Source organism: Streptomyces albidicamelliae (genome assembly GCF_025642175.1).
Taxonomy (GTDB): domain Bacteria; phylum Actinomycetota; class Actinomycetes; order Streptomycetales; family Streptomycetaceae; genus Streptomyces; species Streptomyces albidocamelliae.
Genome location: NZ_CP106795.1, coordinates 7,773,120 through 7,796,854 on the forward strand (window position 1 = coordinate 7,773,120; position 23,735 = coordinate 7,796,854).

The following is a 23,735-nucleotide window of genomic DNA, read 5'->3' on the forward strand; positions in this document are numbered from 1 at the left end:
CGAGGCTGGTCCCGGACGAAGGGACACCACACATGACTCGCATCGCCGTCAACGGATTCGGCCGCATCGGACGCAACGTGCTGCGCGCACTGCTGGAACGCTCCAGCGACCTGGAGATCGTCGCCGTGAACGACCTCACGGAGCCCGCCACCCTCGCCCGGCTGCTCGCCTACGACACCACGGCCGGCCGGCTCGGCCGCCCGGTGACCGTCGACGGCGACACCCTGGTCGTGGACGGCCGCCGCATCCGCGTGCTCGCCGAACGCGACCCGGCGCAGCTGCCCTGGGCCGAGCTCGGCGTCGACATCGTGCTGGAGGCGACCGGCCGCTTCACCTCCGCCAAGGCCGCCCGGGCCCACCTCGACGCGGGCGCGCGCAAGGTCCTCGTCAGCGCGCCCTCGGACGGCGCCGACGTGACCATCGCCTACGGTGTGAACACCGACGCCTACGACCCGGCCCTGCACACGATCGTCTCGAACGCCTCCTGCACGACCAACGCGCTCGCGCCGCTGGCCTCCGTGCTCGACGACCTCGCCGGGATCGAGCACGGTTTCATGACCACGGTGCACGCCTACACCCAGGAGCAGAACCTCCAGGACGGCCCGCACCGCGACGCCCGCCGCGCCCGTGCCGCCGCCGTCAACATCGTGCCGACCACCACGGGCGCCGCCAAGGCGATCGGCCTGGTCCTGCCGAACCTCGACGGCAAGCTGTCCGGCGACTCCATCCGCGTGCCGGTCCCGGTCGGCTCGATCGTCGAGCTGAACACCACCGTCAGTCGCGACGTGTCCCGCGACGAGGTGCTGGCGGCCTACCGCGGCGCCGCGGAGGGCAGGCTCGCGGGTGTCCTGGAGTACTCCGAGGACCCGCTGGTGTCCGCCGACATCACGGGCAACCCCGCCTCCTCCATCTTCGACTCGGCCCTCACCCGCGTGGACGGCCGGCACATCAAGGTGGTCGCCTGGTACGACAACGAGTGGGGCTTCTCCCACCGTGTGATCGACACGCTCGGTCTCCTCGCCGGCGCCTGAACCACCCGCGGCCGCACCGGGCCGCACCACGGGGACAGGAGCACCACCGCGCACCCCGCGCCGGTGGTGCTCCGGCCTTTTCGCGCCAATCCCGCCCGCTCCCGAACTTTTCCCCCGCTTCCGGCATCACACCAGGGTGAAGGAGAACCCGAGAACGGAATCGAAGGGAGAACGCTCGCCATGACCCAGCACCAGAGCCTCACGCCCCGGACCACCGCGGCCGACCGCCCCGGGCGCCGCCGGAGCCTCGTACACGCGGCGCTCGCGGTGACCACCGCCGCCGGACTGGGCATCACCGCCGCCGGTGTCGCGGGGGCGACCGGGACGGGCGCGGCGGCCACGACGCCCACCTGTTCCGTGTCCGGCCTGAGCGCCTCGTTCGGACAGCAGCTGGCCGGCGGCATGAACCATCAGGGCGTGGTCCTGAAGCTCAAGAACGTCGGCGCCCGCACCTGCCTGCTGCGCGGCTACCCGGGTCTCGGCCTGGAGAACGGCACCCACCGGACGCTTCACTCGACCACCCACTGGGGCGACACCTGGTACGCCAAGAGCCCCGCCAAGTCCACGCTGTCCCTCGCCCCGGGCCGGAGCGCCGAGGCGGTCGTCGCCTGGACGCACGCCAACACCGGCACGTCCGACGCGGTGCACGCCGCCTACCTCCAGGTCACCCCGCCGGCCGCGACCAGCTACAAGACGCTGAAGTTCCCGCAGTGGGTGGACCACGGCGATCTGCACGTCACGGCCCTGGCGGACCGGATACCCGTCAACGGCTAGAGATCCGGAGCAGGCCTCGTCGTGGGGCACGACGGTCAGACGGTGTCGGAACCCTTCGGCGTCGCGTCCAGACCGTCGGCCGCCGGCGCCGGCCCGTCGGCCACCGGCTGGGGCCGGGCGGGAGGGGTCCCGCCGGTGCGCGGGCCGCCTTCGGGCAGACGCCGTACGGCCTCGCGGGCCCAGGACGGACTGTGCCGACGCAGATAGGTGCGGGCGCGTGCCCGGCTCCGGGCCATGAGCAGCAGCGCCTCGGCGGCGGCCGGGGTGGGGTCGGACAGGTCGTCGGTGACGGCCACTTCGAGCCCCCCGTGGTACTGCGCCGACAGGTTGTAGACGAACGTGCTCAGCGTCGCGAGGCCGGCGCCCAGGACGACTTCGAGGATCACCACCCCGACGGCGATGGCCAGCACGGTCGTCAGGTCGGGCAGGGCGTTCGGGGCCAGCACCTCCAGCATGACCCACAGCACGACCGTGGTGACGATCGCGACGACGCCGAGACCGGCCAGGAGCAGGAAGCTGGTCACCATCACCGACCACGGATCCCCCTCGGAGATGCGTACCCGCATCGTCCGGGGGCCGGACCGGCGTGTCGGCCCGGGCGGCGGCACGGCTCCCGTGTGCTCCCCGGCCGGACTCCGGTGCGTGGTCACGGGCCCGACGTCGTCGGGCGGCACTATTCGCCGGAACCCGGCGGCTTCCCTCTCCCGGTGCGGGCGGGAGCCCTCACCCTGCTCGTCCGGTGTCGGCGTCTCCCCGTGGCGGGCGGCACCGTGGGGCCTGCGCTTGGCTCGGCTCATGCCTGTCCGTCTCCCTGACTAGCCGGAAACCTTCGCGTCGCCCACCCGGAACGAAAGGGCATCCGGCCGCGAGCGGCCGTCGGGCGCTGCTGATCCCGACTTCGACGGTATGGACACGTATGCGATGACGCACCCCGGACGGTGCCCCGGGATACGCGAAAGCGGACCGAAAGACCAGGTCAGACCCACTGGCGCCCTTGGCCCCACAGGCCCTCGGGGCTCTCCGGGCCGCCCCGGGACACTGACGCCGAACGGGTGAACGCCGGACTCGGTCCGCTCCCGAGGGGCACCGGGCACCTCCCGCACCGGCCGCCGTGCCGGCGCCTGGGCCGAAAGGCCCATCGTGGTCGCGCCCCGCGTCCGTTCCGCGTGCCGCCCCGCCACACTTGACGGACTGTCGCATTCAGGAGCGCACGAAGGGAACCCGTCCCCCCATGCAGATCGACCTGACAGGACGTACGGCCCTGGTCACCGGCTCCACGCAGGGCATCGGAGCGGCCATCGCCACGGCCCTCGCCCGGGCCGGGGCCCGGGTGGGGATCAACGGGCGCGACGAGCGGCGGGTGGCCGACAGCGTCGAGTCGCTGACCGGGGAGGTGCCCGGCGCCGACCTCGTGCCCGTGGCGGCCGACGTCTCCACCGACGAAGGCGCGAACAGGGTGGCGGAGTTGCTGCCCGAGGTCGACATCCTCGTCAACAACCTGGGTGTCTTCGGTACCGCCGACCCGCTGGAGATCACCGACGAGGAGTGGCGGCGCTACTTCGAGGTGAACGTCCTCGCCGCCGTACGGCTGACCCGGCTGTACCTGCCGGGCATGACCGGGCACGGCTGGGGCCGGATCCAGTACGTCGCCAGCGACTCGGCCGTCGTCATCCCCGCGGAGATGATCCACTACGGCATGTCGAAGACGGCCCTGCTGGCGGTGAGCCGTGGATTCGCCAAGAAGGCGGCGGGCACCGGCGTGACGGTGAACTCCGTCATCGCGGGCCCCACCCACACCGGCGGTGTGGAGGACTTCGTCTACGAACTCGTCGACCGGGACCTGCCCTGGGACGAGGCCCAGCGGGCGTTCATGCGGGAGTACCGCCCGCAGTCCCTGCTCCAGCGGCTGATCGAGCCCGAGGAGATCGCGCACATGGTCGTCTACCTCAGCTCCGAGCAGGCCTCGGCCACGACCGGCGGCGCGCTGCGCGTGGACGGCGGGTACATCGACTCGATCCTGCCCTGACCGTCCCGCCGTCTTCCGGCGAGGGGGCCGCGGGTCCGCGGTGTGCGGGCCCGCGACCCCCTCGATCAGGTGACGCGATCCGTATCAGGGCAGCCGGGCGCGGGCCGGTCAGCCCCTCGGCTGGGCGGCCGGCGTACGGAAGCGCCGGTACAGCAGCGTGCCGCCGAGCAGCGAGGCCGCGCTGACCCCGGCCGCCGCCAGCATGCCGTCCGTACCGGTGTGCGGGAGCACGGGCACCGCCTTGTCCGGCACGGGCACCGGAGCCGGCTTCGGGGGACGTGCGGCCGCGGCGCGGCCGGGGGCTCGCTGTGGACCGGCGGCGTGACGCGGGTCGGCGGCTCGGGCGAGGGCTCGGCCGGCGTCTCGGTCTCCGGGCGGTGCGAGGTGTTCGTCGACTGGTTGCCGAAGACGGGGTTCAGGACCCCCACCACGTCGATGGAGTTGCCCGTCACGTTCGCCGGGAGATCGACCGGCAGCTGGATGCCGTTGCCGGAGACGACGCCCGGCGAGTCGCGGGTGACGCTCGCGGCCTCGGCACCCCGGCTGCTCGAAGTGGAGGAGGCGCCGGTCCCGGCCGCCTCACCACCCTCGTTCGCACAGCGGTTGCCCATCGCGGGGTTCAACAGCCCCACCACGTTCACGGTGTTCCCGCACGCGTTCACCGGGAGGTGCACCGGCAACTGGATGCTGTTGCCGGAGATCAGTCCGGGCGAACCGACCGCGGCACCGTCCGCTGCGGAGTCGGCGTGCGCCGAGCCCACCATGGCCATCGCGCCCGAAGCGGCTGCGACGGCGATGACACTGTTTCGGGTAGCCCGTCTCATAGGTCCCTTGCCTTCCATACATGGTCGCGGGCAATCACCCGCACCCGATGAAACGCCGCTACATGTGTCCTGGTTATGGCTTATCACCCTTTCGTCTGGCGCGACTTCTCTCCGACGGCACGTGACAAGGGCAATTGGCCCGGTCGGAGCGTTCGCGGACGGAGACCTGCGTCGAAACCGGCGAAAGGGAGATCGTCAAGTCATCGTTTTTCAGGCCCGGTCGGTTCGGCGCGCGGCCGGAAGCAGGCGATGACGGTCTTGCCCCGGGAGCAGGGGCGGGCCTCCCACTCGTCCGCGACGGCGTCCACCAGCAGCATGCCCCGGCCCCCGAGCCCGTCCGTACTGGGCGGACGGGGCGTCGGCAGCTTGCTGGACGCGTCGTGCACGGCGATGTGCAGGCAGTTGTTGTCCCACGTGAGGACCAGTTGCGCGCTGCTGTGCGCGTGGGCATGGGCGTTGGTGACCAGTTCCGAGACGGCGAGCAGCACCGCGTCCACCGTCTCGGGATAATCCCTGGTCCAGTTGAGGGACTTCAGGTGCGCACGCGCCCAGTCCCGTGCCGCCTTCACTTCACTGTTCAACGGCAGCGAGCGTGCCCAGCCCACCGCCCGGAGCGACGATCCGTCCACTGCGACCCTCTCCTGGTACGACCCGACGCAGTTCGTGTACCCAGGACCGGCGGCCGCAGCGGTGGATCGTGGGGATCGGTGGTGCCGGTCGCCCGCGCGCGCCGGGGGCGGAGCCGGTCACTCGCCCCGCACGCCCGTGGGGACGATCGTCTTGAGGGAGGTCACCGGATGACCGACCTCCAGGGAGCCGAGGAGCCCGTTCAGCAGGGGCGCCGCGGGAACTCCGTTGGCGGGGACGGGCTTCGGGGCCGCCTCGGCGGCGGGGGCGGCGGCAGCCAGGAGAGCGGCGACGACGGCGGACGCACAGGCAATCTTCTTGATCATGTGTGACCTAACGAGGCGTGCCCGAAAGGGAAACGCACGCCGGTCAGCCGATCGGGTGCTCCTGCGGGCGTGCGCCGGTCTCCCACGGCCAGGCCGCCCCGAGGCCGCACTCGATGAGCGGGACGAGCCGGAAGGCGGCGTCGCTCAGGCCGCCGAACGTGTGCCGGTGCCGGCCCCTCGCGGTGTGGCCGTACGAGTATCCGGCGAGATTCCAGGTGTAGACGGGGATGTTCCGCGGGACGGCGGCGAACGGGTCGACGCCGCAGGACGGGTGGGTCTGTTCGTCGGTGACGACGACGACGCGGTCGTGGCGGCGGTAGTGCCGGCGGACGGCGGCGGCGGTGTCGGTGCCGCCGAGGTCGTGGAACCGGTCCACCGCGCGCAGCACGGACTCGCCGGGTGCCGGTGCGACGACCCGGCTGCCGGTGCCGAACTCGACGAGGTCGGCGTGCTCGGCGCGGAGCGCGAGGGCGGTGCCGAACACGGCCGCCGAATCGGCGCGGTTGAGCTGCGTCCGGGCACTGGGCGTGTCGAACATCGACCCCGAACGGTCGACCAGGACGAGGGTGCGGCCGGACAGCGCGGGCACCTGGGCGAGCGAGTGCCCGAGAGCGGTCTCCAGGGCGTCGTGCCAGCGGGGCGAGGGCGCGTTGCGGTGGGCGGCGAGATAGCGGAAGGGGAACTGGCGCGAGCGGCGCACCCCGTCCCGGTCGGAGATACGGCCGGCCACCTCGGCCGCCACGCGGTCGTCGACGCCTGCGGCGTCGAAGTTGCGCAGGTTGCGGACGAGGGCCATCGGACCCATGGAGGGGATCAGCGCCTCCCACACGGCCGCGTCGAGCGGGCGCTGGAGCCATCCGGCCACGGATTCCCAGGTCATTCCGGCGGCGGAGAGCCGCTCGGCCCCGCCGGGCGAGGTGACGAGGCCGTACCGCTCCTCCTCGGGCACGCGCATGAGGGCCTGGTGGGCGTGGAGGAGGCGGTCGCCCGCGGGCGGCACGGCCAGGTGGGGCCGGTACCGCCGGTCCAGGGCGTACCGGAACACCCCGTCCTGCCAGGGCCGGTCGGGCGCGGCTGCGGGATGGGTCAGGCGCAGGACGTCGGCGAAGCGGAAGCCCCGGGACGGGCTGTCGTACTTCAGCAGCGCACGGCCGGTGTACAGCCGCCGTACGGCGTCGGCGACTCCGCGCTTGAGGGGCTGGGGGAGCCGGCTGCCGTACCGGGAGGTCCAGTAGGCGAGCAACTCACCCGGCTCGTCGGCGCGTTGCAGCACCGCGTCGACCGCCTGCCGAGAGTACCCGGCGGCTCCGGCCTCCTGGCGTGCCCGGACGAACTCGGCCGCACCGACGACGGACGCGGTCCGCATGTGCGCCTCCGTGCGCAGCCAGCGGAGCAGCCCCAGGGTCCACGCGGGATCGCTGAGGGCGAGCCGCCGTACCAGAGCGGAGTACCGGTCGTCCCGTGAGCCGGCGCCCTCGTAGAAGGTCTCCTGCCCGACCATGTTGCCGACGGCCAGCAGGAACAGTTCCTCCTTCGGCGTGCGGGCGTATCCCGCGCCGCCCTGGTGGTTGACGGACACGGCCGAGGGCACGGCGGGTACCCACCGCCGTGCGGGCAGCATCCACTGCCCGTGTGTGGAGAGCGGCGAGGTGCGTCCTCGCGCGGTCAACCCGGGTACCTCGGCCCGAATCTCGTTCCTGGCTTCGGTCTTGGCCCGTTGGCGGCTGAACCGGGTCATGCAGACGGATCCCCCTGAAGGGTGCGGTGGACAGGCGGGAAGAGAGGTGAGGAAAGCGTGGGGGACGTCTCCCGAGAAGGATGGGGCACCGGTATGGATTGCGTCGTCAGGAAGTAACCGGGGCTCGACGCATCGGAAGACGTCACGGGGACGCTATCCGCGGGCACGCGGTGTGCGCATCCGAATTAATCCGGGACCCCGCGCCGGCCTGTGATGTCCCCCACCTGCCCTTGTCGCGGAGGGGAAGGCGTACCTAAGTTCGATGGTATGTCCCTTCATGACCCCACTCCTCCCACCGAGCCGGTCGACTTCGCCGTCGATCTGCACAGCCACGAGATGATCCGGCGGGCCCACGTCATGGACGCGCTCGGCCCCGGCTGGGACCCCGTGAAGGTGCTGCGCGACGAGGAGGCGGCGTACGACCTGCTGTACTCCGGCCTCGACGAGGAACAGCAGCGGGTGTACGACACCCTCGTGCGGGCCGGCGTTCTCCCCGAACGCGGGAACGGCCGTGCTTCCGCTTGATCCGCAGGCGGACATCGGGCGCCGCGCCTGGGTGACCTGCCCGAACTGCGAGGACCACCGGGAGTGCCCCGTGTGCGAGCAGGGCCGCCGGTGCCCGGACCACTGGCGCTACCTGCTCACCAACACCGGCAGCCTGCTCCATCTGCAGTGCCCCTCGTGCACGCACATCTGGGACCACGAGACGGGCTTCGGCGCCACCCGGACGAAGTGGACCCGCAGGACCAGCAGCCTCTGACGGCACCGGCGCCGCGCCGGCTGCCGGCCGCCGCGCGGACCGCCGGTTGCGGCCGTGCCGGGTGATGGCCACCGTGGACAGATGATCCTCGTACCGGGCGTGCTGTGGCGGCGGGGGCAGGTGGGCAGGGCGCTGGGCGCCGGCGTTGCCACCGGCGTGTTCTTCGGGGCCTTCGTGTTCGTCGAGGCGGGATCCTGGCTGGGCCCCGCGGTGGTCTTCGTCGTGCTGAGCGTGTTCTACGGCATCCGCGTGGCCCGCCGGATGGACAGGCTCTGGCCCGCCGCCGAGGACATGAACGCCGCCGACCGCGCGGCCGTCGTCCGCGCCACCCGGCGGGGTGAGGCCGTGGGTGACCCCCGGCTGGCGCCCGCCGTCGCCGAGTACGCGGGCGCCCTGCGCCGGGCCGCCGAGGAGGACCGGCTGCGCCGCTGGGTGATCCTGCTCGTCACCGTACTCGCGCTCGCCCTCGCCGTGTACGACACCCTGTCAGGGACCACCGGGGAGACCGTCGCCTCCTGGCTGCTGGTCGCTCTCCTCCTGGCCGACCTGCTGTGGTGGCCGCGGCGCCGAGACCGCCTGCTGGCCCTGGCCGACCGTGCGGAGAAGGCGTCGCTCCACCGTGCCCACGAGACGAGCGGGACACGGGACGAGGACTGACCTGCGGGGTCAGGCCTCCGGCCGCGCGTGGGCCGCGCGACCCCCGGGCGTCCCGGTCGTCACCGGCAGCCGGCGCCGGGCAGTTGCTGTTCCGCCCAGATGGTCTTGCCCGTCGCCGTGTACCGGGTGCCCCAGCGCTGGGCGACCTGCGCGACCAGGAACAGACCGCGCCCTCCCTCGTCGGTGCTCAGCGCACGGCGCAGGTGGGGCGAGGTGTTGCTGGTGTCCGACACCTCGCAGATGAGGGTCCGCTCATGGATCAGCCGAAGACCGATCGGCCCCGACGCGTGCGTGATGGCGTTGGTGACCAGTTCGCTCACGATCAGCTCGGTGGTGAAGACGACGTCCTCCAGCCCCCACGCGGCCAGCTGGCACGCGACCTTCTCGCGTGTCTCGTGCACCGCCTGCGGATCGGCGGGCACCTCGCAGGAGGCCACCCGGTCGGGGGTCAGCGCGCGGGTCCGGGCGATCAGGAAGGCCACGTCGTCGCGCGGATGGTCCGGCAGCAGGATGCGCACCATCGTGTCGCAGATCTCCTCCAGCGGCCGGTCGGGGTGGGCCAGGGCGAAGCAGAGCCGCTCGAAGCCGACGTCCACATCGCGGTCCGAGGCCTCGATCAGACCGTCGGTGTACAGGGCGACGACGCTGCCCTCCTCCAGTTCGATCTCGGCCGACTCGAAGGGCAGACCGCCCAGGCCGAGCGGGGGACCGGCGGGGATGTCGGGCAGCTCGACGGGCTCGCTGAGGTGGGCGATGGCGGGGGTGGGATGACCGGCCCGCGCCACGTTGAGCTTCCGCGAGATCGGATCGTAGACGGCGTACACACAGGTGGCGCCGACCACCATCGGGTTGTCCGTCGCCGCCTCGGCCTCCTCCGCCAGGCGCAGCACCAGGTCGTCGACATGGGCGAGCAGCTCGTCGGGCGTCAGGTCCAGGTCGGCCAGGGTCTGCACGGCCGCGCGCAGCCGCCCCATGCTCGCGGCGGCATGGATGCCGTGGCCGACGACGTCCCCCACGACCAGGGCGACCCGGGCGCCGGACAGCGGGATGACGTCGAACCAGTCGCCGCCCACGCCCGCCTCCGCGTCGGTCGGCAGATAGCGGTAGGCGACCTCGACGGCGCAGTGATCGGGCAGGTCGGGCGGCAGGAGGCTGGTCTGCAGAGCCAGGGCGGCATTGTGTTCGCGCACGAAGCGCCGGGCGTTGTCCACGCAGACCGCGGCGCGGGCGACCAGCTCCTCGACGAGCAGCAGGTCCTCCTCGTCGAAGGGGTCGGGGTTGTCCCAGCGCAGCAGCGTGACCACCCCCATGGTCACGCCCCGTGCCCGGAGCGGCACCACCAGGTGGGTGTGCACTCCGAGCCGGACGAGCTTGGCCAGCCGCTGCTGATCGCCGGCCAGCCACCAGGTCGTCGGATTCAGCACCGGATCGCGGATCGTCCGGCCGGTGGTCAGACAGCGTCGCTGCGGAGACTTGGGCGGGTAGCCGGTGGGCTCGCCGATGGGGACGACCGCCTCCGGTACCTCCTCGCGGATCGACAGGTGCGCCGCCCGCCGGAGCATGCCCCCGGAGATCGGTCCGGAGCTGAGGTCCTTGGCGGCGAGGACGCCCTCGAAGAGATCGATCGCCGCGAAGTCGGCGAGCTGCGGCACGAGGACCTCGGCGAGTTCCTGCACCGTGCGGTCGAGGTCCAAAGTGGTGCCGATGCGCTGCGCCGCCTCGTTGACCAGGGCCAGCCGCTCACGCGCCCGGTCCTCGGCGTTGAACTCGACGGCGGTGTGGCACACCCCGAGCGTCTTGCCGTAGGGGTCGCGCAGCGGGAACGAGGAGCGGAGCCTGAGGTGACCGTGCGAGCCCCGCCGGGACATGCCTGCCGGAGGCGTCACCTGCTCCAGGGCCGGTGACACCCGGCCCCACATCAGCACCTGGCGCGCCTGCCAGTCGACGGACGGCGGCACCTCACCGGTCTGCGGGATACGGGCCGCGCCCTCGGCCCCGTCGTGCAGCGGCAGGCCCTCCATCGCGGCCAGTACCTGGTTCACCCACTGCAACCGCAAATCGGTGTCCAGGACCCCGACGCCGATCGGCGACTCCTCCAGCAGGCTCCGCAGCACCGCCTGGTCCAACTCCCACTGGCGCGAGGAGGCGACGTCGCAGGCCACGGCGAGCCAGCCCGAGCCCTGCTCCGTGTCCAGCGGGCACGCCCGTACGGCCAGCTCCACGGGGTGGCCCGCGCGATGACGGGCGGTGACCAGGCCCTCCCAGCAGCCCTCGAAACGCCGGGCCCGCGACATCATGGACGCCGGTGACTCCTCGCTCACCAGCACGGACATCGCCGGACGCCCCAGCACGTCCGTCGCCGGATACCCGAGCAGAGTCTCCGCCCGCTCGCTCCAGTGACGGATCATGCCGTGCACGTCCACCAGGACGACGGCGGCCGACGTGATGCCGAACGGATCGCCCCGGTGCTCGTTCGCCGTATCCCTGAGACCCATGCTGTCGGCCCCGTCCGCGGGCAACTTTTCCTTGCACTACGGTCTCACATAGCCCCCTACGTGTCTTCGCACCCGTGATGCCAACCGGGGGCCGCGGCCCTCCCGGGCCGCGTACCCGGCCGGGCAGGACCGCCGGCGGCGGGGGAGCGGGGACCGTGCCGCCGCCCCCGAGGGCGGCCGGCGCCAGGGGCCGCGGCCCGCGCGACGGAGCGGTCGGAAACCCGAACTGGTGAGTGGGCGGGCGGTGTTCGGACGTAGGTTGTGCCATGACTGATCCACGCCCTGGCTGAAAGACGGACTCGACCCATGACCGACCCTGCGACGACGCCCGGACCAGAGACCCAGAAGATCGACACGTCGGTGCCGCACTCCGCGCGCATCTGGAACTACTGGCTCGGCGGCAAGGACAACTACCCCGTCGACGAGGAGGCCGGAGACGCGTACACCGCGGTCTTCCCCGGCATCGTCACCATCGCCCGCAGCAGCCGGGCCTTCCTGCGCCGCAACATCACCCACCTCGTCACCGAGGCGGGCATCCGGCAGTTCCTGGACGTCGGCACCGGCCTGCCCACCGCCGACAACACCCACGAGGTCGCCCAGCGGCTCGCGCCCGACGCCCGGATCGTGTACGTCGACAACGACCCCATGGTGCTGGCCCACGCCCGCGCGCTGCTGTACTCGTCGCGCGAGGGGGCGACCGCCTACATCGACGCCGACGTGACGGACCCGGAGCGCATCATCGCGGCCGCCGCCGAGACGCTGGACCTCAGCCGTCCCACCGCGCTCATCCTGAGCAACATCCTGGGACACGTCGCCGACCGGGAGCAGGCCCGCTCCATCGTCACCCGGCTCATGGCGGCGCTGCCGTCGGGCAGCTACCTCTCCATCAACGACGGGTCGCGCGGCATCGACCCCGTCTTCGAGGAGGCCCAGGACGGCTACAACAAGAGCGGTGCCGTCCCCTACAACCTGCGCACCGTCGACGACATCACCTCGTTCTTCGACGGCCTGGAGCTGGTCGAGCCCGGCGTCGTCCCGGTGACGCAGTGGCGTCCCGAGCCCGGTGCGCCGGCCGGGGAGGTCATCGCCGAGCACGGCGGACTCGCCAGGAAGCCCTGACCGGACCCGTCCGGCCGCCCCCCTCCACCTCACGTCCACCTCACGCGAGGCGGAGGGGGAGGGGCCCGGGTCCGCAGCCCCCGGCCGCGGCGCCGCTCACATGCGGGGCCACCGTCCAGGGTGCAGGCTGGCAGAGGACGACGTCGCCACGGCGGAGGAGGGTCCATGAGTGCTCAGCCATCGGCGCCGCGCGACCCCCGTGATCCCGCTCTGCGGGGACAGACCCTCATCGTGATCGGCGGCAGCGCCGGCATCGGACTGGCCACCGCACGGCACGCCCGCGCCGAGGGCGCCGACGTCATCCTCACCGGCCGGGACCCCGAGCGGCTGCGCACCGCGGCCGCCGAGGCCGAAGCGGTCGGCACCGCCGCCTTCGACGCCGACGACCCGGCGCAGTTGCGGAACTTCTTCGAGGAACTGCCGGGGCCGATCGACCATGTGCTGATCACCGCCGGCCACCCGTCGTACGGCAGTCTGCTGGACATGGACCCCGACGACGCGCGGCGCGCGTTCACGGGGCACATGGTGCTCGCGCTGGAGGTCGCCCGCCACCTGTCCGGCAGAGTGCGGCCGGGCGGCAGCCTGCTGCTCATGGGCGGCACGGGCGCCCGGCGGGTCCGCGGCGGCCTCGGCAGCGCGCCCGCCGTCACTGCGGCGCTGCCCGCGCTCACCGCCGGCCTCGCCCTCGAACTGGCGCCCGTACGCGTCAACCTGATCGCCGCGGGCTTCGTCGACACCCCGCTGTCGGCCAGGCTCCTCGGGGACGAGCTCGACGCCCGCCGTGAGCAGCTGCGCGCCACGCTGCCCATCGGGCGGGTCGTCGTGGCGGAGGACGTCGCCGCGCTCGCCGTGCACCTCATGACCAACACGGCGCTCACCGGGGCAACCTACGACATCGACGGCGGCCAGCAGTTCGTCGCTTGAGGGCGGCGACCGCTCACCGGGCCGTGCCGTCCCGTGCCCGGCCCGCGCCCCGGTCCACCGCGCGGAGGAGCGCGTCGCGGCACGCCACGACGGCGGGGTGGGAGCCACGGCCGCGGCGGACCACGGTGAAGACGCGGCGGGTGTTCCGGCCGCGGGGGAGTGGTCGCAGCGGGACGGCCGCGGGCTGTGCGGACCGGAGCAGGTCGGGCAGGAAGGCCGCGGCGTGCTCCTGCTCGACGAGGCGCGGGTGCAGCAGGAGGTCGGTCGTCCCGAACCGCACGTCGGGTTCGAAGCCGGCGTCCCGGCACACCGCCACGGCCCAGTGCCGTGCCGCCGTGCCTTCGGGTTCCATCACCCAGGGGTGGCCGGCCAGCGCACGCGGCGCCGCCGTCGGACCCCGGCCGCGGGAGCCGGCCGCCTCCGGCACGGCGAGCCGGAGCGGGTCCTCCAGCAGGTCCTGCTGTTCGAGGCCGGCGGGCCGCGGGCCGGGGTTGCCGGGGTACTCCTCGGCGAGGACGAGGTCGAAGTCGCGTGCCCGCAACGCCGGAAGGGCCCTCTCCGGCTCCATGTGCGTGACGTGCACCCGCAGATGCTGATGCCTGTGGCGCAACAGGGCGAGCACGTCCGGTGCGAGGGTCAGCGCGGCCGTCTGGAACGAGGCGACACGCAGCGTCCCGGTCAGGTCGGTCAGCGAGGCGGCGACGTCCGCCTCCGCCCGTTCGAGGCGCTCCAGGACCGCCTCCGTGTGCGCGACCAGGATCTCGGCCTGCTCGGTCAGCCGCACCCGCCGCCCGACCGGCTCCAGCAACGGCAGACCGACCTCCGCCTCCAGCAGGGAGAGCTGCTGGGAGACGGACGAGGGGGCGTAGGAGAGGCCGTGGCCGGCCCGAGGGACGCCCTGCGCACCGTGGCCGGGATCGCGACCGGTCTGCTCGTCTGGGGCGCGCCGGCCGTGGCCGGGCTCGCCGCCGTGCCGGCCGCCTCGCCCGCGGCCTATCCGGCCGTCAGGCTCCTGGGCGCCGGCTACCCGGGGTTCCTGGGCGCCCAGGCGCTGTGGCAGCACCGGCGCGCCGCATCCGCCGCCCCCGCGCGCACGGGTCCCGCGGCGGTCGCCGGCCCCTGGCGGACGGGACTGGTCAGCAACCTCCTCAACCCGAAGATCGCCGTCTTCCACACCGGGCTGCTGCCCGCGCCGGCCCCGCCCGGGCTGCCCCCGGCCTGGGCGATGACACTCCTCGTCCTGCTCCACACCGCGCTGACCCCGGCCTGGCTTGGCGGGTACGTGCTCCTGCTGTCCAGGGCCGGGGCCCGTGCTCCACCAGCCGCGGATCCGCCGCGCGCTCGGGCGCACCACCGGCGTCACACCGATCGGCTTCGGCCTCCTGCTCGCGACGGCCGGCACCTGACGGCCGTCCGCGACCGGGGCGCCCGCCCGCGGCACCGGTCCCGCAACCGGTGGCAGGCGCACCGCGGACCGCATCATGGAGTGTGGACGGAAACCAGCATTCCGGTGGGGCCGAGCCGGTGGACGCGCTCGAGGTGGCACCGACGCCCCGTACGGCGGTGGCGTGGCTGCCGCCGCGGGAGCTCTGGCCGGTGATCCAGGACATCCGCTGGGAGCACGACCCGCAGGTACGCCGGTGGCCACCGCACGTGAACCTGCTGTTCGGCTTCGTACCCGAGGAGGAGTTCCGGGCGGCCCTGCCGCTGCTGGCCGAGGCCGCGTCGGAGAGCCGGGCCTTCACCGCCCGCCTGGCCGGGGTGCGGTACTTCCGCCACCGGCACTACGCGACCGTGTGGCTCGACCCCGCCGCGGCGGGGCCGGCACCGTGGGCCCGGCTGCACGCGGTGCTGGCGGCGAGGTTCCCGCTGAGCCGCGGACGCGGCGCCCGTTTCACCCCGCACCTGTCCCTCGGCCGTACCCAGGACCCGCAGGGCCTCGCCGCGGAGTGCACCGCCCGGCTCGCCGCGCGTTCGGCCGTGGTGGAGGAGGTGGTCCTGCTCTCCCGGCGGGGCGAGGAGCCCATGCGCCCCAGAGCCGTGATCACGCTCGGCACGGGCGCGGTCCGCCGGGCGGACGGACACTGACGGCCCGCCGTCGTTGCCGATCACCCGTATGGAGCCGACTGGTCCGGGCCCTGGTGGATACCCGGTCCGTGCCGGGTCGAGGGCTCAACCCGTGCTCCTTGGAAAGTGCCGCGGCCGGTTCGGAACCGGCCGCGGCACACTGGCCGCCCGTCAGGCTCGTTCGGCGTGTACGACCATGGCGTGGGACCCCAGGCCGATGAGGCGTTCCCCCGCGATGTCGCCGAGGGCCGTGTACACGGTGAGGATCGCTCCCGTGGCCGGTTCGAAGGCGATGTCCTTGACGGTGCCGTGCTCCACGCCGTACTCGGTCAGGACCCGGCTCCCGACCGCTTCGTGGTGCTCGGGTAGGTGGTCCTGCCCGGCCCCGGCGGCGTGGCGCGAGCGCACGATGACGGCGTCCTTGCCCACCGCCTCCACCGCGCTCCAGTCGACGACCGCGGCGTCCTTCGGCGCCCCGGACAGGCGCAGACACGCGACGCTCCGGGAGTGGGGATCGACGGTCAGGTCCTTCACCGTGCCCAGGGTCGCCGCCTCGTCGGCCGTGACCACCGGCAGGCCCCGGGTCTGCGTGAAGAGCATCATGCGAGGTCTCCTTCGCCGGCCGTACGGGTTCCGGGAACCGCCCGGCCGGCGTCCGCATGGAACGCCTCCACCTGGGCTTCGAAGCTCGGCAGGTCGTCGGCGACGAAGTGACCGGCACGCGCGGGCACGACCACCGCCTGCCCCGACACGGCCAGCGTCTGCCCGCGGGGGATGAACACCCGGCGCTTGTGCGGGTCCAGGTTCTCGTTGGCGGCGATCTCGAAGCCGACCACCCGCCCGTCGGTACCGGCCGCGATCACCATGTCGCGCACGGTGCCCACCTCGGTGCCCTCGTCGGTGAGCACGGGCACCCCGATCACCTGACCGTGCCCCGCGTCCCGCGACCCCACGACCGCGTCCCGGTCCTCCAGGACCGTCTCGCTCGGGATCATCACGGCCGCGGGCCCGAGGGCGTGCACCGCGGCGAACGGCAGGCTCTTCTTCAGCGGGCCGGCCAGCAGGCCCCGCCCGCTCAGGGTGAACCCGGTGATCCGGCCCGCCCCGGCGTCGAACACGGTGTCCTTGATCTGTGCCACGGCCTCGCCGCCCAGGGTCACCACCACGCGCTTGCCCAGCTCGGAGGCGAGCATCAGCCGGTTCACGGGCGGCCTCCCCGGCCGGAGCGGCCGCCTCCGCGCACCGCGATCACGGTCCCCGCGCGGCGTCTGGCCTGAACCGCCAGCGTCGCCGCGCTCAGCAGTCCGACCACCGCGACGAGGAGGACCACCCAGAGCCACCACACCATCGCCGACCTCCTTCTGGTCATCCCCCATGTCCGCCCCGTTTCCCCTCGTGCTTCCGGTTGCCCGCAAGGCGGAGCGGCACGCCTGCCGACGGCGGGCGGAGCAGCGGGGGAGGGGCGCGGCGGGGCGCCGTGACAAGGCGCGCCCGTGCGGAAGTTCGACTCAGTCGGTGGGCGTGCCCAACCGCAGCTGTGCCGTGACCTGTTTGCCGGTCGCCCAGGGGACCGTGTGCACCTGCTCGCACAACTGCGTCACCAGGCGCAGTCCGTGTCCGCCGACGCGGCTGCCGTCCTGCGGGTGCACGTCCGGCGGGCGGGGCGAGCCGTCGCGGACGGTGATCAGCAACACGGCGTCGTCGGGCGAGAGTTCGAGCAGAAGGGCGCCCGGTCCGGGTGCGTGGCGAAGGGCGTTGGTGACGAGTTCGCTGACCACCAGCTGGGCGTCCTGACTCGGCCGGTGGTCGGGATGATGGCCCGCCCGCGCCAGTAGCGTGCGGACCGTGCGCCGGGTGTCGGCGATGGATATCCCGGCCGTGTCCCAGGCCGTGCCGGACCGCAGGGGGCCCTCCTCGTGTCGTTCATCCTCCGCCTGCTTCCTAAGCGGGATGACCATGGATATGTCTCCGTGCCTGTTGAGTCCGTGCCGTTGACAGCACAGTGTTCTCGTTGTGCCGTTTTCGCCTACCCGCGGTAATGAGCTTCATGATGTGGTGCCGTCCACACGGCCGTTTCCGGTGTCGACGACATGGAAGTGGTCGAGGGTGCCGCTGATGGTCAGGAGCCTGTGGACCGCCGGCTGCAACGGGCCGAGCACCACCAGGTCCCGGCCGTCCGCCAGATGCCGGCGCCGCGCCCCCAGCAGCGCGTTGAGGAGCATGCTGTCGGCGAAACTCACCTGGGACAGATCGACCGCCGTCACCGGCAGCGCCGCCCGGTCGGCCGCCTCCCACGCCGCCTCGAGGTCCTCCGCGTCGTCGTGGTCCACCTCGCCGCGCACGGTGAGGACGCAGGTCTGCTCGTGGCGGGTTACGTGGACTTTTATCTCGGGAGCCGCGTGCATGAAGTCATCCTCACAGCGCAGAGTTCTGCGGGTCTAGTCGTACTTGCCGGCTGTACGCGTACGTCGGCCCCGGGGGTGATCTCCCCCATGTGAGCCGTCGCAGCGGGTAAAGGGGGACTCATGAAGGACATCGCAGAACGCACCCGTACGAGCGGCACAGGCGTCGACAGGGCCCGCCCTCCCGGGCGTCCGCGGCGCCGCAGTGTGTCACCGCTCTGAACCTCTCCTCGCCGCGCGCGACCGCGTCACCGCGGACCCGGATCGCGGCCGGGCCACCGGCTCCGCGAGACATGGCACACAGTCACAGCAGATCGCCCCGGTACGGGGTATTCGAACTTTCGGGCAGGACGCCCCTCGGGCACTGTTGTTGTTTGACAACAATAGTCATGAGGCAACAGAGTAGCCGTGTCGGATGTACGCGGGGAAGGACGTGGAATGCTCCGGTGGACGGAGACCGCTCCGTGTACTGGTCACGATCGCCGAAGGGCGGTGGTGACACCGTTGCCGCGTGCGGAACTTCAGGCGGTCCGGCTGCCGGATTCCGGCGTGCCCCTGTGTATCTGCGTCCCCGCGGCGGCACAGAAGGCCTCCAGCCCGTCCAGCAGGGCCACGCGCTTGGCGGCGGGCATGTCCGCCAGGACCTTCCGCAGCTCCTGCTCCCGGCGGGCGCGCAGGTCGGCGAGGAACGCGCGGCCCCGGCCGCTGAGGTGCAGCCGCACCTCGCGCCGGTCCTCCGCGGCGACCACCCGCTCGACGAACCCCGCGGCCTGCAGCCGGTCGCACAGCCGGCTGGTGGACGGCGGCGTGGAGGCCAGGCATTCGGCCAGGGTGCGCAGGTTGATGCCGTCCTGGTGTTCGAGGATGTGCAGGACGCGCAATTGGGACGCGGAGGTGGGCGCGGTGGACGCGCGACCCCACACGACCTCCAGCAGCTCTGCGGCCGTGGTGGTCACACGGGCGACCTCGTCGGGCTCTGGGCGGCGGCGGAAGGCAGTCACGGTCACACTCTCGCAGGCACTGTGGTGCCCCTCAGCGTACTAGGCGCCCGCGCTGGCTACAGATGACTCGGGGCGACCGTCGCGGCTCCTCCCGCCGAACCCGGCCCGGAGAAGCCCGCACGTCGTCCGGAGAAGGATTGGTGTATCCCCATCGTGAACAGATTCGAAGCAGCTGAACGCGCCCTGCGCACAGCGGCTCCCCATGAGTTGCTCGACGCCGTCCGTGCCGTCCTGACCGAACGGTACGACGCGGAGGCGGTCGAACTCTTCATGGCCGACTACGGCCTGACGGTGCTTCAGCCGGTGTCCGTGCTGCCGCACACCCTGGAGCCGGTCCCGGTGCACGGCAGCCCGGTCGGCCGGGCCTTCGCCTCGCAGGCGCCGTACTGCGAGGAGGGGCGGGACGGGCGGACGTACGCGCACCTGCCGGTGAGCGTACGCGGCGACCGGCTCGGCGTGCTGTCGGTCACCCTCCCGGGCGGCCTCGCGACGCACGAGCTGGTGTCCGAGCTGGCCGAGGTCGCCGATGTGCTGGGGCACGAGGTGATCGTGGCCGAGCGCGACACCGACCTGTACCTCCAGGCGCGCCGCAAGGAACGCCTCACCCTGGCCGCCGAGATGCAGTGGCAACTGCTGCCCGGCCGCTCCTGCTCCCGCGCCGAGTACGACCTCGGGGCCCAGCTGGAACCCGCCTACGCCATCTTCGGTGACAACTTCGACTGGTCCGCCACGGCCGACCACCTGACGCTGTACGTCACCAACGGCATGGGCGAGGGCATAGAGGCCTCCCTGCTGACGAACCTCGCCATCAACGCGCTGCGCAACGCCCGGCGCGCCGACATCCCCATCGCCGACCAGGCCGCCCTGGCCGACCAGGCCGTCTACGCCCACTACCGCGGGCGCTGCTACCTGTCGGTCCTGATGTTCGACTTCGACCTGGCCACCGGCCGGGCGACCGTCGTGGACGCGGGATCCCCGCAGCTGCTGCGGCTGCGGAGCGGCACCGTCGAGCGGGTCACCTTCGACGCCCAGCTCCCCCTCGGCATGTTCGAGGAGACCGACTACGTGGCTCAGGACTTCGCGGTCGAGCCCGGCGACCGGCTCGTCTTCGTCAGCGACGGCGTCCACGCGGTGGCCTCTCCGAAGGGCGAGGCGTACGGCGAGTCCGCCCTCGTGCGGGCCATCCAGTCCACCCGGCTGCTGCCCGCGGCCGACGTGCCCCGCGCCATCCTGACGGAGCTGAACCGTCACCGGGGCACGGCCGCCCTCCCGGACGACGACGCGCTGGTCGTGTGCCTGGACTGGCGCGGCCGGCCCGGCCGGACGTGACGCTCCCCGGCCGCCGGTCCTCCAGGCGCGATAGCGTGGCTGTACGAGTCGAGAGGGCCGATGCCGTGACAGCCTCTGAACCGCTCCCGTCCGTGGAGGCCGAGCTCCGCGCGGCCCCGCCCCACGCCCTGGTCGCCACGGCGCGCCGCATCCTCGCCGACCGCCTCGGTGCGCAGGAGGTGACCCTCCTGCTCGCCGACTACGGTCTGGCCGTCCTGCAGCCGGTCTCCCACCTGCCCTACACAGGAGAACCGGTGCCCGCGCAGGACGGCCCCGTCGGCAGCGCCTTCGTCCGGCAGAGCCCGGTGATCGAGGTCCTCCGCGAACCGGCCGCCCACTTGGTGCACCTCCCCATAACCGTGCGCGGGGACCGCCTGGGTGTCCTGTCCGTGCGCCTGCCCGAAGGCGCCGCCGATCCGGAAACCGTGCTCCAGCTGGGCGACTTCGCCACGGCCCTGGGGCACGAGGTCGTCACCGCCGACCAGGACACCGACCTCTACCTCCAGGCCCGTCGCACCCGCCGGCTCACCCTCGCGGCCGAGATGCAGTGGCAGCTCCTGCCCGGCCGCGGTTGCGCCCGCGAGGAGTACGTCATCGGCGCCCACTTGGAGCCGGCCTACTCCATCGGCGGCGACAACTTCGACTGGTCGGCCGACGCCCGCCATCTCACCATCACCGTGACCGACGGCATGGGCAAGGGCATCGAGGCCGCTCTCCTCACCAGCCTCACGGTCGGCGCGCTGCGCAACGCCCGGCGGGGCGGTCTCGGCCTGGCCGACCAGGCCTGCCTCGCCGACCAGGCCGTGTACGCCCAGTACGGCGGGAAGATGTACGCCTCGACCCTGCTGCTGCGGTGCGACCTGGCCACGGGCGCGGTGACCGCCGTCGACGCGGGTTCACCCCAGCTGTTCCGCCAGCGAGGGGGCCACACCGAACGCATCGAGCTGGACGCTCAGCTCCCGCTCGGCATGTTCGAGGAGACCGACTACGTCGAGCAGCACTTCCAGCTCGAACCGGACGACCGGCTGATCGTGGTCAGTACCGGTGTGCACGGGACCCGCTCCGCGGGCGGCGACCTCTATGGCGAGGGTGCCCTGCGGCAGATCCTCAGCGCCACCCGCCCCGCGCCGCCGCACGAGGCGGCACGCGCGGTCGTCGCCGGCCTGGTCGAGCACTTCGGGAGCGACGACTTGGTGTCAGACGCAGCCGTGGTCTGCCTCGACTGGCACGGACCCCCGGCCTGACGCGACGCCGTCAGCCGGGGCCGCCTCCGTCCGGGGAGTCCCCGTTCTGCGCCGCCAGGAAGCTCTCGAGTCCGCGCCGCAGCGCGTCGCGCTCGGTCGTCTCCATGGCCGCGAGCACGGTGGCCAGCGCCCGCGACCTGCGCGCGGCCACCTCGTGCAGTACCTGCCGGCCGTGCCCGGTGAGGTGGAGCTGCACCTCACGCCGTTTCTGCGGGTGCAGCACCCGCTCCAGCAGGCCGGCCGCCTCCAGCCGGTCGCACAGCCGACTGGCCGTCGGCAGCCCGATGTCCATGCCCACCGCCAGCGCGGTGAGATTCTGCCCGGGCTCCGCCTCCAGGATCCGCAGGGCCCGCAACTGGTGCGGCGACAACCGCAGACTCGCCCCCTGTGCGGCGACCGACCACAGACTGGCCAGTCTGTCCACGGCTTCGGCGATCGTCGAAGCGAGGGACACGGAGTCGTCGTCCGGTCCGCTCGCTCGGCTGTCTCCGGAGCCACTGAGGCCAGTCACGAACGCATCGCTTTCAGTAATCGCCCGTCCACACGGTTACCACTCTTATTCAATCGCGGTACCCGAAGTGTCGCGGGGCAAGCGCGTCCGGCCGGGCGATGTCCCGCGGTCACGAAACCTTCGACGAGTGGGAACGCAATCTCCATCACCCGCCCATTGAAGCGTGTGCGCCCGGCGAGCGGTCACCGACCCGGGTCAGAGGAACCGGCGGATCGGGGTGACGGCCACCTCCTTGGCGCGCTGGAGCACCGCGCGCCGTCTCCACCGGCCGAGGTCGATGTCGACGCTGTCCTTCAGGTCCGCGTCGTAGTCGGCGTCGAGGGTGGCGGTGAACTCCTCGTCCAGGACGGCGAGCATGACCTCCTCGTCGTGGTCCATGGAGCGCCGGTTGAAGTTGGTGGAACCGATGAGGGAGGCGACCGAGTCCACGGTGATGATCTTGGCGTGCATCATGGTCGGCTGGTACTGGCGGATGCGTACGCCCGCTTCGAGCAGACGGGTGTAGTGATGCTGGCCGGCGAGCTGGCAGGCGCGCTGGTCGGTGTGCGGGCCGGGGAGCAGGATCTCCACGGTGACGCCGCGCTCGGCGGTCCGGCACAGCAGGTCGATGAAGAAGGTGTCCGGGGCGAAGTAGGCGGTGGCGAGGCGGAAGCGTTCCTCGGCCGAGGTCAGCATCACCCGGATCAGGGTCTGCATGTCCTGCCAGCCGATGCTGGCGGAGCCACGCACCACCTGCACGACCGACGAGCCCGGCTGCGGGTGCTCGACGAACCGGTCGCGGTGGTCGAAGAGCTCGTCGTGGCACTCGGCCCAGTTCTGGGCGAACGCGGCCGCGACGCCGTCCACGGCCGGTCCGCGCAGCTGGACGTGGGTGTCCCGCCATTCGCCGGGGTTGCGGGCGTCGCCGCACCATTCCTCCGCGATGCCGACCCCACCGGTGAACGCGGTGTGCTCGTCGACGATGAGGGCCTTGCGGTGACAGCGGTGGTTCTGCTTGAACGGCGAGAGCCGCACGGGCTTGCGGAACCAGGCCACCTCCACACCCGCCTCGTCCATCATGTCGAGCAGGTGCTGCTCGATCTGCTGGGCGCCGAAACCGTCCAGCAGCAGTCGTACCCGCACGCCCGCACGGGCCCGGTCGGTGAGCGCCGCCGCGAAGTCGCGGGCGATCTGGCCGCGCCAGTACACGAACGTCATCATGTCGATCGTGTGCTCGGCCGCGCGGATCGCCCCGAGCATCGCCGGGAAGATCTCGTCGCCGTTGCGCAGCGGCACCAGCTCGTTGCCTTCGGTGGCGGCCACGCCGATCAGCCGCTCCAGACGCCGGCGCAGGCGCTGCTTGCGGGCCGTGAGGTCCGGTTCGCCGGTGCGAACGGGGGCTGCCGCTATGCCGTCGAGGGTCACGCCCGGTCTCCTTCAGTTGTGCAAGACGTGATGCGGGCCTCCGATCCAGCCCGGACAATCAGATGCCCTGCGGCCCCCGCCTCACTCCCGGGGCCGCGGGGGGTGCCCGGCGGGACGGAGGCACGCTCCGGGCAGGGCGCGGACGGCTTCCGGTCCGGGGAGGGGCACGCGCATGGTACTGGTTATGCACCCGGATGGCCTCGGCACAGGTATGAGAAGCGCGAACCCCGTGCCCGCCCGGGTGCGGAGCCGTGTGGATGAGGTGGGTATGGCAGAGCGGATGGGGCTTGAGCCCGAAGGCGGGTGTTGCGGCATACCGGACGCCGGCGAGCCGCCGACCGGGCCGACGGCGACGGCCGGCCCGGCGACGACGGCCGCACCTCCGACGCCGCCGACCGGGCCGACGGAGGCCGGGCCGGTGACGGCCCCTGCGGTGCCGCCGGCCGAGCCCTTGGCCGGCATCGGCCCGCTGCCGG

The 23,735-nt window shown here is 72.7% G+C and carries 25 protein-coding genes and 2 pseudogenes; 12 read left to right on the plus strand and 15 right to left on the minus strand.

Going from position 1 to position 23,735, the window contains the following annotated elements; genetic code table 11:
• Nucleotides 1–32: 32 nt before the first annotated feature.
• Together gap and N8I86_RS35085 are read left to right on the plus strand one after the other, a co-directional pair.
• Nucleotides 33–1,031, plus strand: coding sequence for a type I glyceraldehyde-3-phosphate dehydrogenase (gene gap, locus N8I86_RS35080; RefSeq protein ID WP_263279657.1), 999 nt, complete (start codon nt 33–35; stop codon nt 1,029–1,031).
• A gap of 180 nt (nt 1,032–1,211) precedes the next feature.
• Nucleotides 1,212–1,805, plus strand: coding sequence for a DUF4232 domain-containing protein (locus N8I86_RS35085; RefSeq protein WP_263279658.1), 594 nt, complete (start codon nt 1,212–1,214; stop codon nt 1,803–1,805).
• 35 nt (nt 1,806–1,840) lie between these two features.
• Here N8I86_RS35085 and N8I86_RS35090 read toward each other — a convergent pair whose 3' ends face one another.
• A complete protein-coding gene (locus N8I86_RS35090) occupies nt 1,841–2,602 on the minus strand; it encodes a DUF3566 domain-containing protein (protein ID WP_263279659.1) in 762 nt (253 codons plus the stop codon).
• Nucleotides 2,603–3,036: 434 nt separating this feature from the next.
• Here N8I86_RS35090 and N8I86_RS35095 point away from each other — a divergent pair, with 434 nt between their 5' ends.
• Nucleotides 3,037–3,831 (plus strand): SDR family NAD(P)-dependent oxidoreductase, encoded by a 795-nt coding sequence (locus N8I86_RS35095; protein WP_073890495.1) that lies wholly within the window; start codon nt 3,037–3,039, stop codon nt 3,829–3,831.
• A 108-nt stretch (nt 3,832–3,939) separates the two neighbouring features.
• Here N8I86_RS35095 and N8I86_RS39635 read toward each other — a convergent pair.
• The 4 genes and pseudogenes from N8I86_RS39635 to N8I86_RS35125 all read right to left on the minus strand — a co-directional run bounded on the left by N8I86_RS39635 (nt 3,940) and on the right by N8I86_RS35125 (nt 7,346).
• Nucleotides 3,940–4,655 (minus strand): annotated as a pseudogene (locus tag N8I86_RS39635) (chaplin family protein).
• Between the two features lie 200 nt (nt 4,656–4,855).
• The gene (locus N8I86_RS35115; RefSeq protein ID WP_073890492.1) at nt 4,856–5,284 is read right to left on the minus strand and encodes an ATP-binding protein; all 429 of its coding nucleotides are present in this window, start codon (nt 5,282–5,284) and stop codon (nt 4,856–4,858) included.
• Between the two features lie 117 nt (nt 5,285–5,401).
• On the minus strand, nt 5,402–5,608 hold the full coding sequence (locus tag N8I86_RS35120; RefSeq protein ID WP_073890491.1) for a hypothetical protein: 207 nt from the start codon (nt 5,606–5,608) through the stop codon (nt 5,402–5,404).
• A gap of 43 nt (nt 5,609–5,651) precedes the next feature.
• Nucleotides 5,652–7,346 (minus strand): TROVE domain-containing protein, encoded by a 1,695-nt coding sequence (locus N8I86_RS35125; RefSeq protein WP_404830856.1) that lies wholly within the window; start codon nt 7,344–7,346, stop codon nt 5,652–5,654.
• A gap of 267 nt (nt 7,347–7,613) precedes the next feature.
• Between N8I86_RS35125 and N8I86_RS35130 the strand changes: the two genes are divergently transcribed.
• The 3 genes from N8I86_RS35130 (at nt 7,614) to N8I86_RS35140 (ending at nt 8,763) form a co-directional block, all read left to right on the plus strand.
• Nucleotides 7,614–7,871: a DUF6400 family protein gene (locus N8I86_RS35130; protein ID WP_073890489.1), complete on the plus strand. Its 258-nt coding sequence runs from the start codon at nt 7,614–7,616 to the stop codon at nt 7,869–7,871.
• Nucleotides 7,858–8,106 carry a hypothetical protein gene (locus N8I86_RS35135; protein WP_263279660.1) on the plus strand — a complete coding sequence of 83 codons (249 nt, stop codon included), beginning with the start codon at nt 7,858–7,860 and terminating at the stop codon, nt 8,104–8,106. The genes N8I86_RS35130 and N8I86_RS35135 overlap by 14 nt, the downstream gene beginning before the upstream one ends.
• 81 nt (nt 8,107–8,187) lie before the next feature.
• A complete protein-coding gene (locus N8I86_RS35140) occupies nt 8,188–8,763 on the plus strand; it encodes a hypothetical protein (RefSeq protein ID WP_263279661.1) in 576 nt (191 codons plus the stop codon).
• Between the two features lie 59 nt (nt 8,764–8,822).
• Here N8I86_RS35140 and N8I86_RS35145 read toward each other — a convergent pair whose 3' ends face one another.
• Nucleotides 8,823–11,258, minus strand: a complete 2,436-nt coding sequence (locus N8I86_RS35145; protein WP_263279662.1) for a SpoIIE family protein phosphatase — start codon at nt 11,256–11,258, stop codon at nt 8,823–8,825.
• Between the two features lie 306 nt (nt 11,259–11,564).
• Between N8I86_RS35145 and N8I86_RS35150 the strand changes: the two genes are divergently transcribed.
• Both N8I86_RS35150 and N8I86_RS35155 read left to right on the plus strand, forming a co-directional pair.
• Complete coding sequence (locus tag N8I86_RS35150; protein ID WP_073890485.1) at nt 11,565–12,377, plus strand: SAM-dependent methyltransferase; 813 nt, start codon at nt 11,565–11,567, stop codon at nt 12,375–12,377.
• 165 nt (nt 12,378–12,542) lie between these two features.
• Nucleotides 12,543–13,301, plus strand: a complete 759-nt coding sequence (locus tag N8I86_RS35155; protein WP_263279663.1) for an SDR family oxidoreductase — start codon at nt 12,543–12,545, stop codon at nt 13,299–13,301.
• A 13-nt stretch (nt 13,302–13,314) separates the two neighbouring features.
• Here the strand turns inward: N8I86_RS35155 and N8I86_RS35160 are convergent, their stop codons facing one another.
• Complete coding sequence (locus N8I86_RS35160; protein ID WP_263280201.1) at nt 13,315–14,298, minus strand: LysR substrate-binding domain-containing protein; 984 nt, start codon at nt 14,296–14,298, stop codon at nt 13,315–13,317.
• Between N8I86_RS35160 and N8I86_RS35165 the strand changes: the two are divergent.
• Together N8I86_RS35165 and N8I86_RS35170 are read left to right on the plus strand one after the other, a co-directional pair.
• A pseudogene (locus N8I86_RS35165) lies at nt 14,209–14,544 on the plus strand (LysE family transporter); the annotation flags it as partial. The gene N8I86_RS35160 and the pseudogene N8I86_RS35165 sit on opposite strands and share 90 nt — an antisense overlap.
• A 281-nt stretch (nt 14,545–14,825) precedes the next feature.
• On the plus strand, nt 14,826–15,389 hold the full coding sequence (locus N8I86_RS35170; protein WP_263279664.1) for a 2'-5' RNA ligase family protein: 564 nt from the start codon (nt 14,826–14,828) through the stop codon (nt 15,387–15,389).
• Between the two features lie 150 nt (nt 15,390–15,539).
• Here the strand turns inward: N8I86_RS35170 and N8I86_RS35175 are convergent, their stop codons facing one another.
• The 6 genes from N8I86_RS35175 to N8I86_RS35200 all read right to left on the minus strand — a co-directional run bounded on the left by N8I86_RS35175 (nt 15,540) and on the right by N8I86_RS35200 (nt 18,726).
• Nucleotides 15,540–15,971 carry a PRC-barrel domain-containing protein gene (locus N8I86_RS35175; RefSeq protein ID WP_263279665.1) on the minus strand — a complete coding sequence of 144 codons (432 nt, stop codon included), beginning with the start codon at nt 15,969–15,971 and terminating at the stop codon, nt 15,540–15,542.
• On the minus strand, nt 15,968–16,573 hold the full coding sequence (locus N8I86_RS35180; RefSeq protein ID WP_263279666.1) for a PRC-barrel domain-containing protein: 606 nt from the start codon (nt 16,571–16,573) through the stop codon (nt 15,968–15,970). Before N8I86_RS35180 ends, N8I86_RS35175 begins: the two co-directional genes overlap by 4 nt.
• Nucleotides 16,570–16,716 carry a hypothetical protein gene (locus N8I86_RS35185; protein ID WP_185091697.1) on the minus strand — a complete coding sequence of 49 codons (147 nt, stop codon included), beginning with the start codon at nt 16,714–16,716 and terminating at the stop codon, nt 16,570–16,572. The genes N8I86_RS35180 and N8I86_RS35185 overlap by 4 nt, the downstream gene beginning before the upstream one ends.
• 160 nt (nt 16,717–16,876) lie before the next feature.
• Complete coding sequence (locus tag N8I86_RS35190) at nt 16,877–17,326, minus strand: ATP-binding protein (protein ID WP_073890480.1); 450 nt, start codon at nt 17,324–17,326, stop codon at nt 16,877–16,879.
• Between the two features lie 87 nt (nt 17,327–17,413).
• Complete coding sequence (locus tag N8I86_RS35195) at nt 17,414–17,773, minus strand: STAS domain-containing protein (protein WP_073890479.1); 360 nt, start codon at nt 17,771–17,773, stop codon at nt 17,414–17,416.
• A gap of 518 nt (nt 17,774–18,291) precedes the next feature.
• Nucleotides 18,292–18,726: a MarR family winged helix-turn-helix transcriptional regulator gene (locus N8I86_RS35200; RefSeq protein WP_263280202.1), complete on the minus strand. Its 435-nt coding sequence runs from the start codon at nt 18,724–18,726 to the stop codon at nt 18,292–18,294.
• Between the two features lie 198 nt (nt 18,727–18,924).
• On the opposite strand from N8I86_RS35200, the gene N8I86_RS35205 reads away from it, so the two are divergent.
• Complete coding sequence (locus N8I86_RS35205) at nt 18,925–20,100, plus strand: PP2C family protein-serine/threonine phosphatase (protein ID WP_073890475.1); 1,176 nt, start codon at nt 18,925–18,927, stop codon at nt 20,098–20,100.
• A gap of 65 nt (nt 20,101–20,165) precedes the next feature.
• The gene (locus N8I86_RS35210; protein ID WP_263279667.1) at nt 20,166–21,344 is read left to right on the plus strand and encodes a PP2C family protein-serine/threonine phosphatase; all 1,179 of its coding nucleotides are present in this window, start codon (nt 20,166–20,168) and stop codon (nt 21,342–21,344) included.
• Nucleotides 21,345–21,354: 10 nt separating this feature from the next.
• On the opposite strand, the gene N8I86_RS35215 is transcribed toward N8I86_RS35210, so the two are convergent.
• Together N8I86_RS35215 and N8I86_RS35220 are read right to left on the minus strand one after the other, a co-directional pair.
• On the minus strand, nt 21,355–21,855 hold the full coding sequence (locus N8I86_RS35215) for a MarR family winged helix-turn-helix transcriptional regulator (RefSeq protein ID WP_073890472.1): 501 nt from the start codon (nt 21,853–21,855) through the stop codon (nt 21,355–21,357).
• 195 nt (nt 21,856–22,050) lie between these two features.
• The gene (locus N8I86_RS35220) at nt 22,051–23,259 is read right to left on the minus strand and encodes a phospholipase D-like domain-containing protein (RefSeq protein WP_079192364.1); all 1,209 of its coding nucleotides are present in this window, start codon (nt 23,257–23,259) and stop codon (nt 22,051–22,053) included.
• Nucleotides 23,260–23,735 lie beyond the last annotated feature (476 nt).